Annotated in this window: 11 protein-coding genes; 9 read left to right on the top strand and 2 right to left on the bottom strand. The window is 34.5% G+C overall.

The genetic code is table 11. The features are described 5' to 3' along the window. Positions 1 to 7: 7 nt before the first annotated feature. Positions 8 to 2,950 (bottom strand): DNA gyrase/topoisomerase IV subunit A, encoded by a 2,943-nt coding sequence (locus tag EZ428_RS11365; RefSeq protein WP_131553259.1) that lies wholly within the window; start codon positions 2,948 to 2,950, stop codon positions 8 to 10. Between the two features lie 565 nt (positions 2,951 to 3,515). Between EZ428_RS11365 and EZ428_RS11370 the strand changes: the two genes are divergently transcribed. The 7 genes from EZ428_RS11370 (at position 3,516) to EZ428_RS11400 (ending at position 10,124) form a co-directional block, all read left to right on the top strand. Continuing rightward, positions 3,516 to 4,166, top strand: a complete 651-nt coding sequence (locus EZ428_RS11370; RefSeq protein WP_131553260.1) for a suppressor of fused domain protein — start codon at positions 3,516 to 3,518, stop codon at positions 4,164 to 4,166. A gap of 62 nt (positions 4,167 to 4,228) precedes the next feature. Beyond that, on the top strand, positions 4,229 to 4,630 hold the full coding sequence (locus tag EZ428_RS11375) for a hypothetical protein (protein WP_131553261.1): 402 nt from the start codon (positions 4,229 to 4,231) through the stop codon (positions 4,628 to 4,630). 65 nt (positions 4,631 to 4,695) lie between these two features. Then, positions 4,696 to 5,331 (top strand): DUF2306 domain-containing protein, encoded by a 636-nt coding sequence (locus EZ428_RS11380; protein WP_131553262.1) that lies wholly within the window; start codon positions 4,696 to 4,698, stop codon positions 5,329 to 5,331. 115 nt (positions 5,332 to 5,446) lie between these two features. Further along, the gene (locus EZ428_RS11385) at positions 5,447 to 5,911 is read left to right on the top strand and encodes a hypothetical protein (RefSeq protein ID WP_131553263.1); all 465 of its coding nucleotides are present in this window, start codon (positions 5,447 to 5,449) and stop codon (positions 5,909 to 5,911) included. 46 nt (positions 5,912 to 5,957) lie between these two features. Beyond that, complete coding sequence (locus EZ428_RS11390; protein ID WP_131553264.1) at positions 5,958 to 7,322, top strand: glycine-rich domain-containing protein; 1,365 nt, start codon at positions 5,958 to 5,960, stop codon at positions 7,320 to 7,322. A 650-nt stretch (positions 7,323 to 7,972) separates the two neighbouring features. Next, a complete protein-coding gene (locus tag EZ428_RS11395; protein ID WP_131553265.1) occupies positions 7,973 to 8,794 on the top strand; it encodes an alpha/beta fold hydrolase in 822 nt (273 codons plus the stop codon). 301 nt (positions 8,795 to 9,095) lie between these two features. After that, on the top strand, positions 9,096 to 10,124 hold the full coding sequence (locus tag EZ428_RS11400; protein WP_131553266.1) for an Atu2307/SP_0267 family LLM class monooxygenase: 1,029 nt from the start codon (positions 9,096 to 9,098) through the stop codon (positions 10,122 to 10,124). Between the two features lie 204 nt (positions 10,125 to 10,328). Here EZ428_RS11400 and EZ428_RS11405 read toward each other — a convergent pair whose 3' ends face one another. Continuing rightward, positions 10,329 to 10,817, bottom strand: coding sequence for a cytidine deaminase (locus tag EZ428_RS11405; protein ID WP_131553267.1), 489 nt, complete (start codon positions 10,815 to 10,817; stop codon positions 10,329 to 10,331). A 154-nt stretch (positions 10,818 to 10,971) separates the two neighbouring features. Here EZ428_RS11405 and EZ428_RS11410 point away from each other — a divergent pair, with 154 nt between their 5' ends. Beyond that, positions 10,972 to 15,954 (top strand): translocation/assembly module TamB domain-containing protein, encoded by a 4,983-nt coding sequence (locus EZ428_RS11410; RefSeq protein WP_131553268.1) that lies wholly within the window; start codon positions 10,972 to 10,974, stop codon positions 15,952 to 15,954. Continuing rightward, positions 15,938 to 18,256, top strand: a complete 2,319-nt coding sequence (gene tamL / locus EZ428_RS11415; RefSeq protein ID WP_131553269.1) for a translocation and assembly module lipoprotein TamL — start codon at positions 15,938 to 15,940, stop codon at positions 18,254 to 18,256. The genes EZ428_RS11410 and tamL overlap by 17 nt, the downstream gene beginning before the upstream one ends. Positions 18,257 to 18,259: the final 3 nt, after the last annotated feature.

Genomic DNA, 18,259 nt, shown 5'->3' on the forward strand with positions numbered 1-18,259 from the left:
ATCAACTTTAAAAAAAACCTAACTGTCCCTTATCGTCAATTTTAATATCATCAGGATTGGTGATTTCAAAATCTACTTTTTTAACCGGTTTTGCTTCTTCAGCTGGTTTCTCAACTTTTGGTTCAGCTTTAGTCTCGATTTTTATTTCTTCCTTAGCAACTGGAGCTGCTATTGGCTCAGCTTTAAAAACAGGCTTTCTCTTTGGCGCCTCTTCAGTAGGTTTCTCGACTTCAACCTTTATTTCTGGCAACTCAGCTTCTTCTACCATTTCTGGAACAACTTCATCAACAGTAATTTCATTTACCATTTCTACCGAAGTTTCATCAGCATCTGCTGAAGGAGCCGAGTCTTCAATAGCATCATCGCTATCTACCGCAATTGGCTCAACATCATCAACAATAATCGGTTCTACCAGCTCCATTCCTATTTCTGGTGTGGCATCAACTAAAGTAACTTGTTTTACATCGTGTTGCGAAAGCCTGTTACCATTTGCCTTTAGTCCTTTAACATCAATTAATCCGGCTAAGTCTACAACCAAAGTTTCTGGTGTTTTTGATTTACCTTTTTCTACATCAATCTGAACTTGCGCATCTGGCTTACCAGTAATAAAAACCAGTTTAGAACCCGGTTCCTCGCTAATAATACTTACCTCTTTCCCGGCAGGCTGCATTTCAAATACAAATCGTTTTACGAAGTAGTTTTTGGCCTTGGTATCAAAATGTACTAATCCATAAACTTTTTCAGGATCATATTTTTGCATCAATACAATTCCTGGGTCAAAGTGATTGCTCAACTCAAATCCAGTTAACTCATACCAACCCGCAGCATTTACTTGTAAAATTTTATCATCACCATCAAATTCACCAAGGTATTTCCCCCTGCCATCAACATTTAAGCGTTTCAGTAATTCGTCATACCAAATCTTTAATCCTGATAAGGTAGAAACACCTTTGCTCTTTAATAGCACTTTTTTAACCGGATATTTCGAAACAATATTACCCTGAGAAGCACGACCTTTTATCGCAGTTTCTGCAAAATCTAAATCAAATTGTAATTTCTTTAACTTAGAATGAGGTTTTAACTGAATGGTGATAATCTCTGCCTCTCCATTCGGATTAGCAGTAAAATATAAAATCTTAGAACCTTTAGTGCCTTTGGTTAAATCGTATTCCTTATCTCGCGTAACGCCTAAAACAGCGAAACGTTTAATGTAATTCGTTCCGCTTGCACCATCTCTATAAATCAAGTTGTAAACAGTACGCTCATCTCCTTTTTTAAATACCTGTGCATGGATAATTCCCTTGCCTACAAAAGTTTTATCTGCAACCTTGGTTACTATACATTTCCCATCTTCACGGAAAACGATAATTTCATCGATATCAGAACAATCAGCAACAAATTCGTCCTTACGTAAACCAGTGCCAATAAAACCATCTTCACGGTTTACATATAATTTAACATTAGCCAAGGCCACTTTACTCGCCTCAACTTTATCAAAAAAGCGAATTTCCGTTTTACGTTCCCTACCCTTGCCATATTTATCTTTCAGTTTCTGATACCAAGCAATGGCATAATCAGTTAAGTGACGTAAATGACCTTTAACCACCTTAATCTCATCTTCCAAAGCCTTCATCTGCTCATCAGCCTTTTTCACATCAAAACGGGTGATGCTACTCATCGGCTTGTCAATTAGCTTCTTGAAATCTTCTGGCAAAATGGCTCTGTATAAAGACGGTTTAAATGGATCGAACAATAAATTCAACACCGTTACCACACCTTCAAAATCAGCAGAATTTTCGTATTCAGGATTTTTGTACATCCCTTCCTGAATAAAAATCTTTAATAACGAACTAAAGAAAATCTTCTCTTGTAGCTCATGCAAACGGATTTCCAATTCTCGCTTTAAAAGAAACTTAGTGTGCTTTGTATTTTGCTCAAGAATATCATTAACCGTTAAAAAATGCGGCTTATCATCCTTAATGATACAAGTATTGGGCGAAATTGAAACCTCACAAGAAGTAAAGGCATATAAGGCATCAATTGTCACATCCGGAGAAATACCAGGTGCCAATTGAATAACAATCTCCACATTAGCTGCAGTATTATCTTCAATCTTTTTGATCTTGATTTTACCCTTATCGTTCGCCGCTAAAATACTGTCGATTACCGAACCAGTTGTTGTACTATATGGAACTTCGGTAATTACCAAAGTCTTTTTATCCTTTTCTGTAATTTTTGCCCTCACCCTAATTCTACCACCACGCATTCCCTCGTTGTAGTTAGAAAAATCGGCCATCCCTCCCGTAAAGAAATCTGGCAAAATATTACTTCTATTGCCTCTTAAAATTTCTATCGAAGCATCTAAAAGCTCCACGAAATTATGAGGCATTACTTTAGTCGCCAAACCTACTGCAATTCCCTCAGCTCCTTGCGCCAATAGCAATGGAAACTTAACCGGCAAGGTTACGGGTTCGCTATTTCTACCATCGTAACTTAATTGCCAAATGGTCGTATCTGCGTTAAAAACAACATCATTAGCAAACTTAGATAAACGAGCTTCAATGTAACGAGGTGCCGCAGCGCTATCCCCAGTAATCGGGTCGCCCCAGTTACCTTGGCAATCAATTAGTAAATCTTTCTGACCAATTTGAACCATTGCATCGCCAATAGAGGCATCGCCATGCGGATGGTATTTCATCGTATTCCCAATTACGTTGGCCGCTTTGTTAAAACGCCCATCATCCATTTCTTTTAGCGAGTGCATGATACGGCGTTGCACAGGTTTTAAACCATCATGAATGTGCGGCACTGCCCTATCCAGAATTACATAAGAAGCATAATCGAGAAACCAGTTTTCATAAAGTCCGTTAATGGGTATAACTGAATGTTTAATCTCCGGATTATCCGGCAAGGCATCTTCGTTTAAATTTTGGTCTAATTCTTCACTCATTCGCTATAAAAGTATTTGGGATGCGTAAATATAACGCTTGCAATTATAATTTTCGAGAGAAGTTTTTAACAGCTTGTGAACAGCGAATTGAGTAGAGCGTATTGCGAAATTAAATAACCATCTAAGAAATCTAAGAGCAGCTAAGCATAATCCAATCTAAGTCCCCTTAATGCCTTAGATGGTGAGATATTTAACCACATAGGAAAATAGCAATCTTAAAAACTTAGGTTTTCTTAGGTCTCTTAGGTGGTAAAGTAATACACATAAGAAAAACCATCTAAGAAATCTAAGAGCAGCTAAGTATAACTTCCAGTCTTAGATTTTCTAAGATGTCTTAGATGGTAAAAAATTAACCGATTAGGAAAGCAAAAACAGCAATCCTTAGCAATGTTAATCCCGTGCCAAAGGCACCCCTTTGGGGCTGTGCGCTTTACTTCAGGGTAACCGCAAGGGTTATCCCTACGTGCTCATTTCCATTGGGTTTATTTAACAAAAGATGGTGCAACTATTTGAGGTTGCAAAGTTTTCCAGTAAATTGCTTGCTTTGTAGGAAAACTAAGAGAACATGTCTGTTAAAAGAACTAAATACCTAAAAAAATATAAGGAAATTGATGCACCAGGTTTAGATGCCATTAACGAACGTGAGCTAGAAATTTATGGCAATCAGGAAGCTACACACATTGCTACAGCCATACCTTATGAAATGGGCGGAAAAGACCCACTTTGGGCAGTTGAATATTTCAAAAGCGAAGAACAAACTACTCACTTACATTATGTTACATTGGGTTATACCAATTTATTCTACGATGCCGAATGTGCAGATGATCAGATAAATGGTTTTGGTTTTGAAATTACTTTCAGGCATTTACCAGTTGCCGGTGACTCAGAAAAACCACTTTGGGCTGCTGCCTTTTTACAGAACATTGCCAAATACGTTTGGAAGTACCAAAATGCTTTTGATGAGTATCATTACATGTCGGCCGGTGGTCCATTTAGACCAAAGACAGCGTCAGACATTACAGCTTTTGTATTCTCTATCGACTCAGAATTTGAAGAGTTAGACACGCCACACGGTCATTTAAAATTCTTGCAATTGTTTGGCATCACCACTCAAGAGTATCAAGACATCGAAGACAAAAAATATACCGCAAAAGAATTGGTAGAGAGACATAAAAAAACGAATCCGCTGTTGATTACAGATTTGTTTAGGAAGTAGTCTTATAAACAGAATAATATGATAATTGCAAATCAGTCTATTAATATTAGTACAAAGAAACTATGATTCCATCTATACTTCAATTATCTGGTTCTATTTTATTGGCAATAATGACCTTTTTAAGAAATACAAACCAAATTCAAATGTATGCTGGTATTGTGTTGGTACAAAAAAGGGGAGTAATAAATCCAAAATTAAAGGAAATACTTAAAGAAACATTTCTATTTAGAGTTGGATTAGCCTACATATGTTTTGGCTATATTTTTCAAATAGGAGAAGTTGATTATAAAATAGATATTATTTCGAAGACCTGTGATTCTATTCTTTTAACACTCCTAATTACAACTCTAGGATATTTTGCATCTAGTTTATTTGCTAAATTCAAATTTAACAGATTAGAACCATTTGATCCAGAAAAAGGGAATCATCCTGATGGAAGTATTTTTATAGAAGATGAAAAATAAATTTATATCTAAATTTGTTTATTTAGGAATTGCAACATATTTGTAGCGTTAATTGATACAGAAAGATGGATAATAGCTTTTATAAAAAAATACTACTAATTGTGTTTTGGATTGCTGTCTTGATAGTTTCGTTTTATTTTTATTTCGATAGTGTATTGCCATACTTTAAAGGAACGCTCAGCCCTAGACAAGAAAGTGAAAAATGGTGGCTTATTGTACATTTTTCTGGAGCCACTTGTACGCTGGTTTTAGGTCCCCTTCAATTTTGGTCATATTTTAGAAACCATTTCAAGCGTTGGCACCGATTAGCTGGAAAATTCTATATTGGAGGTTCCATTGTCTCAGCTTTGATGGTTTTTTATTTGCTGTCAAATTATCCTTTACCTGGTTCAGTACCTTCTCTTGGCCTACTTGCTATCATTTGGCTTTTTACTACAATCATAGCATTTTGGTTTGCAGTGAAGAAAAATTTTAAACTTCATAAGCAATTCATGATACGTTCTTATGTTTGTGGACTAGCCTTTGTATTTATCAGGCTACTCCCTCTTATTAATGAATATACAGGCTTGTTCAATTTTATAAAAAATGAAGAAGTGCAATTTACAGTATATGAATGGATTTGTTGGGTTTATCCGATTATGCTAACAGAATTCATTTTAATATGGTGGCCCTCAGTTTTAAAGATTAAGACTTTAAAATAAATTTGTTTTTAATCTCGTGATACTCGCTATTCCAGATTTGTAATCTGGAATTCTTATCATAGGATTTGTAATCCGTAATAAATACATTTGATAAAGGGATTTAAATTCTAAACCTATGAAAATACAGTGCACCGATAAAAAGACATTTGAGCTTATTGATGGTTCCGAAAAATTAGGCCATATCACCTACGATGGCTTGTTTTCTTACAGCGCTAATGCTGTAATAGGTAAGGATAATTATAAAATCACTCCGAAAGGAATTTTTAGCTCCACAATTTCTGTAACGAAAGATGAGATAGAGGTTGCCAATTTGCAAATGAATTGGAAAGGACACATCATCATTTCATTTCCAGATGGAAAAAATTTCATATTAAAAACAACTGGTACTTTCCAAGACAAATACGTTCTTGAAGACGAAAATCATCAAAAATTAATGTTATTAAACCCTGATTTCAATTGGTCAAAATTCAGCTATAACTACGACATTTCTTACGACAATAAACAAAAAGACATATTATTGATTTTACTAACAACCTATGCTGCTAATTATTACATAGCTGCCATGTCTGGACAAATGTAATTCGTAGAAAGATTAAAGAAGCAAACTATCAAGATACCATAACTAGATGATGAATACAGAACTTTGGGACAAAATTATACAGTTTGACTTTGATAATCCCCCAAGTGAATATGGTTTTTCTACTAGGCTTGCCAAGGAAAACTATTGGACAAAAGACTTTACAGCAAAAGCCATTTTAGAATATAAGAAGTTCATGTATTTAGCCTCTACTTCTGAATTTATGGTTTCACCCTCAGAAACTATTGACATCGTTTGGCATCAACATTTAATTTTCACTCAATCTTATCAAGAATTTTGCAACTTAAGTGGTAAACAAATTCAACATATCCCCTCTACCCATAACAAAAAAGATTTCTCAAAATTTAAACAAGCAAAAGAAAGAACTATCAAGTTTTACGAAAACACTTTTGGAACTCAACCAAGTGACATTTGGGAGTTGGAAGGGATGTATGAGAGCTTGAATTTAGACAAAGCCAAACTTAAAATAAGAACATTTATTATAATTGGTATTTTGTCTTTTATCCTTTTAACAACGCCCTTCTACCTTCTACTAAAACCAATTTATATTACAATTAACAATCCTGATTTTCTTCTATATTTCATTGGCTTGGTAGTAACAATTGTCATAATTCTTGAAATATACAATAAAGACAAACTTAAAATTATTACAAGGTCTTTTGATAAAAATTCATTCATTTATTCCCTTCAACCTTTTGAATTGGTTTATCTTCAAACTCAACAACTTTCTAACGTTATCAATGGGGCAGTAAATGAATTAATTGATAATGAAACGATAAAAGTAAACACAGACAACACAGTTAAGCTTGTTATTAGAGGAGAAGCCAAATCGCCAGAGCAACTTCAAGTAACTACCACTTTAAGCGAGATTGGAAAAACTGCTTACCCAACACTTTTAACGCATTTACTTAGAAAACCAATTTTTTGGAACATTGTTAATGCCATGGATGCATTCAAAAAGTACTCTATCAAATCCAAAAAATTTGGCAATCTATTTTATTTGAACTTTGGCATACTTTCCATTTTTTTGATGTTAGGTTCTATAAGACTGGTAACTGGAATTTTAAGAGAAAAACCTGTCACACAAATTGCCATAATTGTTATTGCTTTGACAGTTTTTATGATATATTACCTGAATAGATTAACGAAAATTATTTGTACCCATACTATACCAAACTTGTATAAAACTGAGATTTTACCAACAAGAGAAATTGAAAATGATTGGCAATGGAATTACTTCTTATTTGGGTCTGCTGTTTTAACAACTACTTTTGTTCCACTAGTTAATTATGCAAATCGAAACAATAATGATGGCGGAAGTAGTTGTGGGAGCTCATCTAGTTCATCCTGTGGAAGTTCTTGCAGCAGTTGCGGGGGTTGTGGTAGCGATTAAATTATGACATTCTATTTCCTTTTATAACAGGCATTATAATAGTTCAAAGATATATGAGTGTTTTATAGAAAGCATCCAAGCAAATCATAAGAATTCTCTATAAAAAGCCTACCTTTATTACAACACCTCTTACTTGGCAATCCTGCCAAAATCTTTCAATCAAAAATGATATAGTTACAGCGACGTTATGGCGACATTACAGCGACCTTACCGCGACTTGTAGTCGTGAAGAAGTCGTGAAGAAGTCGTGAAGAATTCGTGAAGAGTTCGACATTAGCCTAGTTATTGGTTTGCTTAGCACCTCCAGCTAATGCATATCGCTACCCAAAAATTGATGTTTTTCCCGAACAGAAGTCGACCACTTCTCGACCATGATACGATGCAGACACGAAGCTGTTACGACCAAAGCTAAAAGAACAGTAAATGCCAGCTCACACAAATTCTTTTCTAATTTGTGGCATTTACTTTTTCTCTCTTATTACTACATCCATCTTAAAACATATTTTCTTCTTCACTTAAGATTTAATCATTTCTTATCATACATCAAATCTTTATTAACTTTCGCCGCTTATTTTTGTTATGTAAACAAAGAGAAATCATATCGTTGTTTATTCAAGCAAAAAAACAATCATCAATTAAAACCTTAAATCATGAGCTCATTAAAATTAAAAGACGGAACAGAAATTTATTACAAAGATTGGGGAACAGGACAACCCATAGTTTTTCACCATGGTTGGCCATTAAGTGGTGATGATTGGGATGCGCAAATGATGTTTTTCTTAAATGAAGGTTATAGAGTAATAGCCCATGACCGAAGAGGTCACGGCAGGTCTACACAAACTGCCACTGGAAATGACATGGATACTTATGCAGCAGACGTTGCAGAATTGACAGCATTTCTAGATTTAAAAGATGCCATTCACGTTGGTCACTCTACTGGGGGTGGCGAAGTAATTCGTTATGTAGCTAAACATGGAAAAGGCAGGGTAGCTAAAGCGGTTTTAGTAAGTGCAGTTACACCCATTATGGTACAGAACGATGAAAATCCTGATGGTATACCAATGTCGGTTTTCGATGAAATTCGCGAAGGTACTGCTACAAAACGACCTCAATATTTTGCAGATTTTACAGATGCCTTTTATGGTTTCAATCGCGAAGGAGCAAAAATTTCTCAAGGTATAAAAGACAACTGGTGGCGACAAGGAATGATGGGTGGCATAAAAGCACATTATGATTGTATCAAAGCTTTCTCTGAAACAGATTTCACTGACGATTTGAAAAGTGTAGATATACCTGTATTGGTTTTACATGGTGAAGACGATCAAATTGTTCCTTTTGAGTTAACTGGCGTAAAGGCTTCAAAATTATTAAAAAACGGACAACTGATTTCTTACCCGGGTTTCCCTCACGGAATGCCAACTACTGAAGCTACAACCATAAACAGAGACCTTTTAGCTTTTATTAAAGGATAATAATTATTGCGATAAACTCATTTCAAAAACTTGAACATTAAGTAATTAAGAAAAATGAAGTCTTAATTACTTAATGTTTTTTATTATGATGCAGCTTGAACCATCTAAGAAATCTAAGTTCATCTTAGCATTTCATAGCCATACAACATACTATTTGTCCTTAGATTTTCTAAGATGTCTTAGATGGTAAATAAACTACCTGATTCTTCCCTGTTCCTTTGCGGTAAACATTTTCATTTCTTATCATACATCAAATATTATAAACCGACCACACCTTAACTTTGTTAAAAATATTTAAGTTATGGAATTAGGTATAGGAATGTTTGGAGATTTGCAAGTAAATGCAAAAGGCGAAGTACAACCAGCCCAACAAAGATTACAAGAAATTATAGAAGAAATTAAACTAATGGATGAAGTTGGTTTAGATTTCTACGGCATAGGCGAACATCATCGTCCAGATTATGCAGTATCTACTCCAGAAATTATTTTAGCAGCGGCTTCTACGGTTACCAAAAACATAAAATTGGGTAGTGCGGTTTCTGTTCTTAGTTCTTCAGACCCTGTTAAATTATACCAAAGTTTTGCTACCATAGACTTAATCTCTAATGGCAGAGCCGAATTAATGGCTGGTCGTGGCAGTTTCATCGAATCATTTCCATTGTACGGTTTTAATCTGCAAGACTATGATGAACTCTACGAAGAAAAATTAGAATTACTTTTAAAAATAAACAAGGAACAAAAGATAAGCTGGAAAGGTAAATTCAGACCTGAATTAGCCAATCAAGAAATACTACCTCGTGCTGTAGACAATAACTTGAAAATCTGGGTAGCCATTGGTGGCACACCAGAATCTGTAGAAAGAGCTGGAAGATTGGGTTTACCAGTAATTTTCGCCATTATTGGTGGTAATCCGGCTAGTTTTAAACCTTTGTTTGATTATTATAAAAAAGTTTATCAGGCTTATGGTCACGATATGGCTAAGTTTGAAGTGGGTGTTCATATGCATTCTTTCTTTGGAGAAAACAGTGCCGAAACCGCTGATTATTATTACTCCTTATATTCTTCACAAATGGATCGAGTTGGTCGCTCTCGTGGTTGGCCCCCTTACCAAAAAAATCAATTCGATTTCGGGAGAAGTAAAGATGGTGCATTAATCATCGGCGATGCCAACGAAGCAATTGATAAAATTTTGGCAATGGAAGCTATGTTTGGTTTAACCCGTTTCTCTGCACACATGGATGTCGGCGGACCATCACACTCAGCAATGATGAAATCTATTGAAATATTCGGTACTAAGATTGCGCCAAAAGTAAGGGAAGCGTTGAAATAGAATTGCGTAAAGCGTATTGCGTATCGCGATAAATTAACATTAAGAAAGATTTGTGCTTTAAACCTTTTAAGAAATCTGAGAACAGCTAAGGATTTCCAACGAAAGATTTAAGATTATTTTTGAACCACCTAAGGAAACCAAAGAGAACCTAAGCATTTCAACTTCGGTTTCTAAGGTATCTTAGGTGGTAAATTTTTATTTAAACTACCTCTCCAACCTATCTTCTACAAAAGCAAAAGGCAATAAATTTTTAACGCTTTTTACTTTTAAAATCTGTCCATCTATGCAATAGAATAAAACTTCAATCGGCAATTTTTGTCTTTTTTCTACTTCAATCATCACTTGCAAACAACCACCACAAGAAGTAATTGGATTTACAATTTTAAAAACATCGGTCTGTGCAGTTATGGCCATTGTTTTGATAACAGCATTTGGATAGTTTGAGCCAATAGTAAATAAGGCAACCCTTTCGGCACAAAGTCCTGATGGATAAGCCACATTTTCCTGATTACTTCCTAAAACAACCTGCTCATCGGCTAACAAAATTGCTGTTCCTACTTTAAATTTAGAATATGGAGAAAACGATGAAGCTAATGCATTCTTCGCTTTTAAACATAGTATTTTATCGGTTTCTGAAAGGTCTTCTATACCGTCGAAAGTTTCGTAGCTAATTGTAAAATTCTGTGCGCTCATAGATTATGTTCCACAAATTATTTGTGGGATATAAACCTAAGCTATTTTTTCTTTAAATTCTAAAGAACTTTTCTATTCGCAATTTGTTTAAAATGCATAGTGTTAATGGCACAGTATTAGTATTAAACATTTTATCATCTCAAATTTATCTCGCTTGAAGAAGTATTTACGCAAAGGTTTAAAAATTTTCCTATGGGTTATCGCTAGCATTATTTTGCTGGTGGTGCTTATTGCGCTTTCTTTAAATATTCCTGCGGTACAGAATTTTGTAAAGGATAAAGCCATCACATACATCAAAAATAAGACTAAAACTGAAGTTAGGTTAGAAAGTATAAAAATTGCCTTACCAAAAGATGTGGTGCTTAACAAGTTTTATATCGAAGACCGTAAAGGTGATACCCTATTGTATGCGGAGAAATTACAGGTTGATATTAGCTTATTGAAGTTACTAAAAAACACAGTAGAAATTAATAACATTGAACTAAAAAACATACGGGCTAACGTAAAACGAATAAATCCAGATACTGCGTTTAATTTTTCTTTTTTGGTGGATGCTTTTATGACCGAGGAGAAAAAAGACCCAGCAAAAGACACTACTTCTGCCCCGCTTAAATTTAGGATAGACAAAGTTTTATTTACAGATATCGGTATTACCTATCGGGATGATGTGGTGGGAAATGACATTAAACTACATCTTGGCGAATTTAAAACCAAGATTAAAGACTTCGATTTAGCAAAACAGAATTACGTAATTAAATCACTTAGCCTAAAAAATACCACGCTAAATTATTTACAACAAAAACCGCTCACACAATTGGTGCAACATTTGACCAACAGTGTTGACAGCGCCCATATAGAAAAAGGGAAATTACCCACCATAACTGTTGAGGATTTTGCATTTACTAATGTGAAGATCAATTACGACGACCAGTTATCTACTACCAAAGCTATAGCCAACATTAATGATTTAGGTTTGGTGAATTTGAAGGTAGATTTAACAAATGGGAAATATAATGCTGATGAAGCAAGGCTAAACAAATCTAAAATCTTATTCGCTTTTAAACCTGCACCAAGTAATAATTTAAACAAGGTAAAAGATACAGTTCTAGTAGAGCAATCGCCCTTGGCTTTATTTCTAAAGAAGGTAGATTTTAACGACAACAATATACAGTTTGACAATTTGAGTGCAAAACCAACCAAGGGTTTAGATTTTAATCATTTAAATATTACCAATTTAAACTTAGGTGCTGGAGATTTGAATTTTGCCAATGGCGGAATTACCGTTAAAGTTAATAATGGTTCGCTAAAAGATAAGAGTGGTTTTATTTTAAATGAATTGCAAGGCGATGCTACTTATACAGACAAACAAATCAAGCTGGCCAATTTCATTTTAAGAACGCCAAATACCAGCATTGATAATGCAACAGAGTTGAATTTTACTTCTTTGGAAGATTTAACTAAACATCCTGAACGGGTTCAGATGAGCTTGAATTTTAAAAACACCATCATTGGTTTAAAAGATGCTGCTTTCTTCAGCAATGCGATACCTGCTAATTATAGAAATGAAAAAATTAAGGTAAACGCTAATGTAAATGGCTACTTAAACAATTTAACTATTGCCCAATTACAGATTTCTGGATTAAAGAATACGCAAATAGACATTAGTGGAAGAGCAAAAGGATTACCTGATATCAATAAAACTTACCTCGATTTAAACATCAAAAAGCTCCATCTTAGCAAAGCTGACATATTGGTAGTTGTACCTAAAAAATCACTTCCTCCAACTATTGAACTACCAAATATGGTAGATGCGAGAGGGACTTTTAAAGGTTCGATGACTGATTTTAACACCAATCTAAACATTCAGACAGATATGGGGGGTGCTGTGGTTGTAGCGAATATGAAAGGGCCGAAAGGAAAAGAACGTTACCAAGCCAATATAAGTTTAAACAACTTCAACGTTGGCAGATTATTGAAACAACAAGCTACTTTAGGCAGAATTACAGCAAAGGCTAATGTTTCAGGAACAGGTTTAGACCCAAAAACAATCCATGCGAAATTTGATGCTACCGTTTTAAGAGCAACCTATAACAAATACAATTACAGCAATTTGAAGCTAAACGGAACTTATGCTAACCAGTTAGTAAATGTTAAGGGAAGTATGCCAGATAGTAACGCGAACTTCAGTTTAGATGCAAAAATTAACTTGGCAGGAAAATATCCATCGTTAAAGGCTGATATTAATCTAAAACAAGTTGATTTACAAAAATTAAACTTTAGCACAACAGAATTTAAGGTTGCAGGTAATATAAAAGCTAATATCAGCACTGCTGATGTAGATCATTTAAATGGTGATGTTTTTGCAACTGGCTTACAAATTGTAAAAGAAGGTAGAAGGTTTAATGTTGATACTGTTGAAATTAATGCGGTTTCTACAGCAACGTCTAATAGCTTAGCTTTAAAATCTGAATTGTTAAGTGCAAAAATTGACGGAAAATACCAGTTAAGTAAAATTGGAAATGCAGTAATTAACCAAATCAACAAATACTATCAGTTTGGTGAAGTGGTTTCCATTCCAGATCAACGTTTCAGGTTTGATATTAACATTTACAGCCCTAAATTCTTAAAAGATTTTGTCCCTCAGTTAAGCACTTTTGTCCCCTCAAGAATTAACGGATTAATTGACACACAGAAAGACAGTTTATTGATGAATGCCTCTTTCCCGAAAGTAGTTTATGGCGATTATAATGTAGATAGTGTCCGACTTGCAGTTAATAACAATAACCAAAAGCTAAACTATAATCTAACTATCAGAAGTATTCAAAGTCCATCAATTGTATTATTCAACTCTGAAATTTCTGGAAATGCAGCCAATAATCAATTAGATTTAAACATCTTTCTTCGCGACAGACAAAGAAAAGATAAATATGTAATTGGTGGGATATTCAAATCTTTCAACAAGGATTTTAGGTTTAACCTTGATCCAAATAAGCTATTATTAGATTATCAGAAATGGACCATGTCTCCTGAAAACTATATTCAATTTGGTCAATCGGGCATATTGGCAAACCAATTTAATTTAAGTCAGGGTTCTCAATTATTGAGCATTAATAGCATCAGCAACACACCGAATTCTCCACTTCGAGTAGAGTTTAAAAACTTCCAAATAGAAACCATTACTAAGTTTGCAGAAACTGATACTGCAATGGTTGGCGGAACAATTAACGGAATAGTTGATGTAAAAGATTTGATTTCCAATCCTAAGTTCGAGGCTAATTTGAATGTTAGCAAATTACGTTACCAAAAAGACGAGCTTGGCGATTTGAGCTTACTGGTAAATAACAATACCGCCAATGCTTTTCAAGTAGATGCCAGATTAAAAGGAGTACACGAATTACGAGCAAGTGGTTTCTATTATACAGCTCCTCAAAGTGCATTAGACTTAGTAGTAAATATTGATAAGATAGATTTAAAGGAAGTAGAAAGTGTAAGTCTTGGGCAAATTAGACAAGGTAAAGGAACGGTTACTGGACAGTTTACTGTTAAAGGAGAATTAACTGCGCCAAAAGTTTTGGGTTCGTTGAAGTTTAATGACGCCGGATTTAATGTGGCTTACATCAATTCATATTTCACAATGCCTACGCAAGAAATAGCATTTACTAATGAAGGCATAAGATTTGATGATTTTACACTGATTGATTCATTAGGTAAAAAAGCAATTATAGATGGCAATATCTATACTACAGATTTTAAAAATGTAAGATTTGGCTTAGATATTAGAACAGATAATTTTAGGGCGATTAATTCTACCGCAGCTGATAATGACATGATTTACGGAACGGTTTATTTAACCAGTACCATTAAAGTTCGTGGAGATTTAAATCAGCCAGATGTGAATATGAACATCAGGGTAAATAAAGGCACTAAATTCTTTTACGCGTTGCCAATCAACGACCCATCTGTTATAGAACAGGAAGGAATTGTGGAGTTTATTGACGCTGATGCACCACCATTTAATGGTCAAAAACCTCTAAAAGCCGACAGCATAAGTAAATCGCCATTAAAGGGAATGAATATGGTTGCTAACATAACAATTGACCCAGAAGCAGAGTTAAATGTAGTAGTAGACCCCCAAAATGGCGATAATTTAAGTATAAAAGGTAATGCCAACTTAAATGCAACAATTGACCCGAGCGGAAAAATAAGCTTAACAGGGAGGTATGAAGTTGAAGAAGGTTCTTATAGTTTAACGGTTGCTCCTTTAGGGAAAAGACCGTTTAAAATTGTAAAAGGTAGCACTATTATTTGGACAGGTGAACCTACCGCAGCTACCGTAGATTTAACTGCTTTATATGAAGTTAATGCAGCCCCAATTGATTTAATTAATGAACCAGATAATATCCAGGCCAAAACGAAATTACCGTTTCAAGTTTATTTATACATGAAAGAGGAGTTGTTGAAACCAAAAATTTCTTTCAAAATAGATTTGCCTGAAAACGAGCGAGGTGCTTTATCTGGAACTGTTTATACCAAATTACAAAATGTAAACAGAGATGAAAGTGAGTTAAACAAACAAGTTTTCGCCTTGTTGGCCTTAAATAGATTTATAGCTAACAATCCTTTCCAAAGTTTAGCTGGCGGTGGTGGTGCTTCTACTTGGGCCCGCTCAAGTGTAAGTAAATTATTAACCGAGCAATTGAATAACCTAGCATCTGATTTAATACAAGGGGTAGATTTGAACTTCAATGTAAATTCTTCAGAAGATTATTCTACTGGCTCATTAGAGCAAAAAACGGATTTAGAAGTTGGCCTTTCTAAAAAACTATTGAACGAACGATTAACAATTACTGTTGGAAGTTCATTCGGTTTAGAAGGCCCTAAAGTACCTGGCCAAAGTTCATCTAACATAGCTGGAAATTTAAATGTAGAATACGCCTTATCTGCTGATGGAAAATATAGGTTACGTTTTTACAGGAGAAATCAGAATGAGGCGGTAATTGATGGTCAAATAATTGAAACTGGTATCGGTTTTACCTTAGTAGTCGATTACAATAAGTTTAGGGAGGTTTTCCAGTCACGTAAGAAGAAAATAAGAAACCAAATAGAACAGAAACCAAAAGATGAAACAACTAATTAAACCTATAGTATTTTTATTGGCTTGTTTGGTTGTGGCTAGCTGTAGTACAACCAGGCGATTAAAACCCGGGCAATATTTGTATACAGGCGCTGAAATAAACATCAACCCAGATTCAAGTAAAAGAATTGACGATCAAAAAGAGGTTAAAAAGACTTTAGAAAACAAAACCAGGCCTCGACCTAACAAATCGCTTTTAGGGATAAAATACAAATTGCTCATTCATAACTTAGCTCCAGATACTGTAAAACCTAAAGGGATTGGCAATTGGTTAAAAAACAAGATTGGAGAAGCTCCAGTTTTATTAAGTGAAGTAAAAATTAAATACAATAATGATGTCTTAAAAAGTTATTTAATTAGTCAGGGTTATTTGCAAGCTGAGGTTACAGGCGACACTGTAATTAAAGGGAAAAAAGGGAAAGCGATTTACACCACAAATACCGGAATTAGGTATAAAATAAACAGCATTACTTTCCCAAAAGACACTGGTGTTTTAACTCATATCATTGACCAAAACAAGAATAATACATTGCTTAAAGTTGGCAATTTTTATGATTTGGATACTTATAAAAATGAGCGGATTAGAATCGATAACGATTTAAAAGAAAACGGATATTTCTATTTCAGTCCAGACTATTTGATTTTACAAGTAGACAGTACAATAGGTAAAAATTTAGTCAACATAAATGTTAATGTTAAAAGAAGTGCACCAGATGCAGGTATAAAACCTTATACCATTAAATCTATTAATATTTATCCAAATTACAGCTTACGCAGAGATAGTTTATTAAAAACATTAACCCCTTTGCAGTATAACGATTTTAATATTTACGATAATAGAAATACATTCAAGCCAAAACTGTTCGACAGGTTAGTTTTCTTTAAAAAAGGAGAAAATTATAATCGTAAAGACCATAATCAATCTTTAAATAGAATGGTTAATCTAGGGGCGTTTAGAGATGTTAGGGCAGAGTTTTTATCAATTGACAGTTTTAAAAACAATCAGCTTAACTTAAATATTTTCCTCACACCATTAAAGAAAAACTCCCTAACATTTTCAGTAAATGGAACCAATAAAACGAATGGTTTTGTAGGTTCTGAAGTAAAACTAACACAAACAACCAGAAATTTATTTAGGGGGGCGGAGCAATTAGACGTAAGTGTAAGTGGTGGTTTTGAAACTCAAATTAGTGGATTGGCAAAAGGATTAAATTCATATTCATTTACAGCAGAAGGAAAGTTGACCTTTCCTCAGTTCATTGTTCCATTTTATAAACCAAGAGTTACAAATTCTTTTATTCCTAGAACTGTGACTTCTTTATCCTATCAATTATTAAACAGAGGTTCGTTATACAAGTTGAATTCGTTTAAAGGTGAATTTGGTTACAACTGGAAAGAGAATTTATATAAAGAGCACAGCTTTAACCCAATATCTATCACTTTAGTTAAACCAACAGAGGGAGATTCGTTAAAGCTAGATAGTTTATTTAAAGCCACACCAGGATTAGAAAACACATTAGAGGAGCAGTTTATTATAGGAAGTAACTACAGTTTTACCTTTACCAATCAAATGGAAAACCAACGTAGAAACACAACCTATTTTAGAGGTAGTGTAGAAACTGGTGGTAATTTATGGGGCTTATTTGTTTCTAAAAATGGGATTGGTGAAAGAACGTTATTTGGCATTCCATTAACCCAATTTATTAAGTTTGAAGCAGATTTGCGTAACTATCATAAAATAAATAGAAATATAACTTGGGCAAATCGATTTAATGCTGGTTATGGCTATGCTTATGGAAATAGTACATCGTTACCATTTGTTAAACAATTTTTTGCTGGCGGAAGTAATGACATTAGGGCTTTTAGAGCAAGGTCTCTAGGTCCAGGAACCTATCAAGTAGATTTAACCAATCAATTTGCAGATCAAGGTGGTGATATTAAATTAATGCTGAATACAGAATTAAGATTTAAAATTGCTGGACCACTGCAAGGTGCTCTATTTGTTGATGCTGGAAACATTTGGTTAAGAAAAGAAGATTTAGGCAAACCAACAATTCCAAACAGTGGTAGACCTGGTTCTGGCTTTAAATTAAGTAATACATTAAATGAATTGGCTGTTGGTACAGGAGCTGGATTAAGGATAGATGCTCAAATTTTTGTAATTAGGTTAGATGGTGCATTTCCTATTAGAAAACCCTATCTTCCTAATGGACAACGCTGGGTGTTAAATGATGTAGATTTTGGTAGCAAAACCTGGCGCAAAGAAAATTTTATTTTAAACATCGGCATCGGTTATCCGTTTTAAAAG

Origin of the sequence: Pedobacter frigiditerrae (genome assembly GCF_004331645.1) — a bacterium.
Lineage (GTDB): Bacteria > Bacteroidota > Bacteroidia > Sphingobacteriales > Sphingobacteriaceae > Pedobacter > Pedobacter frigiditerrae.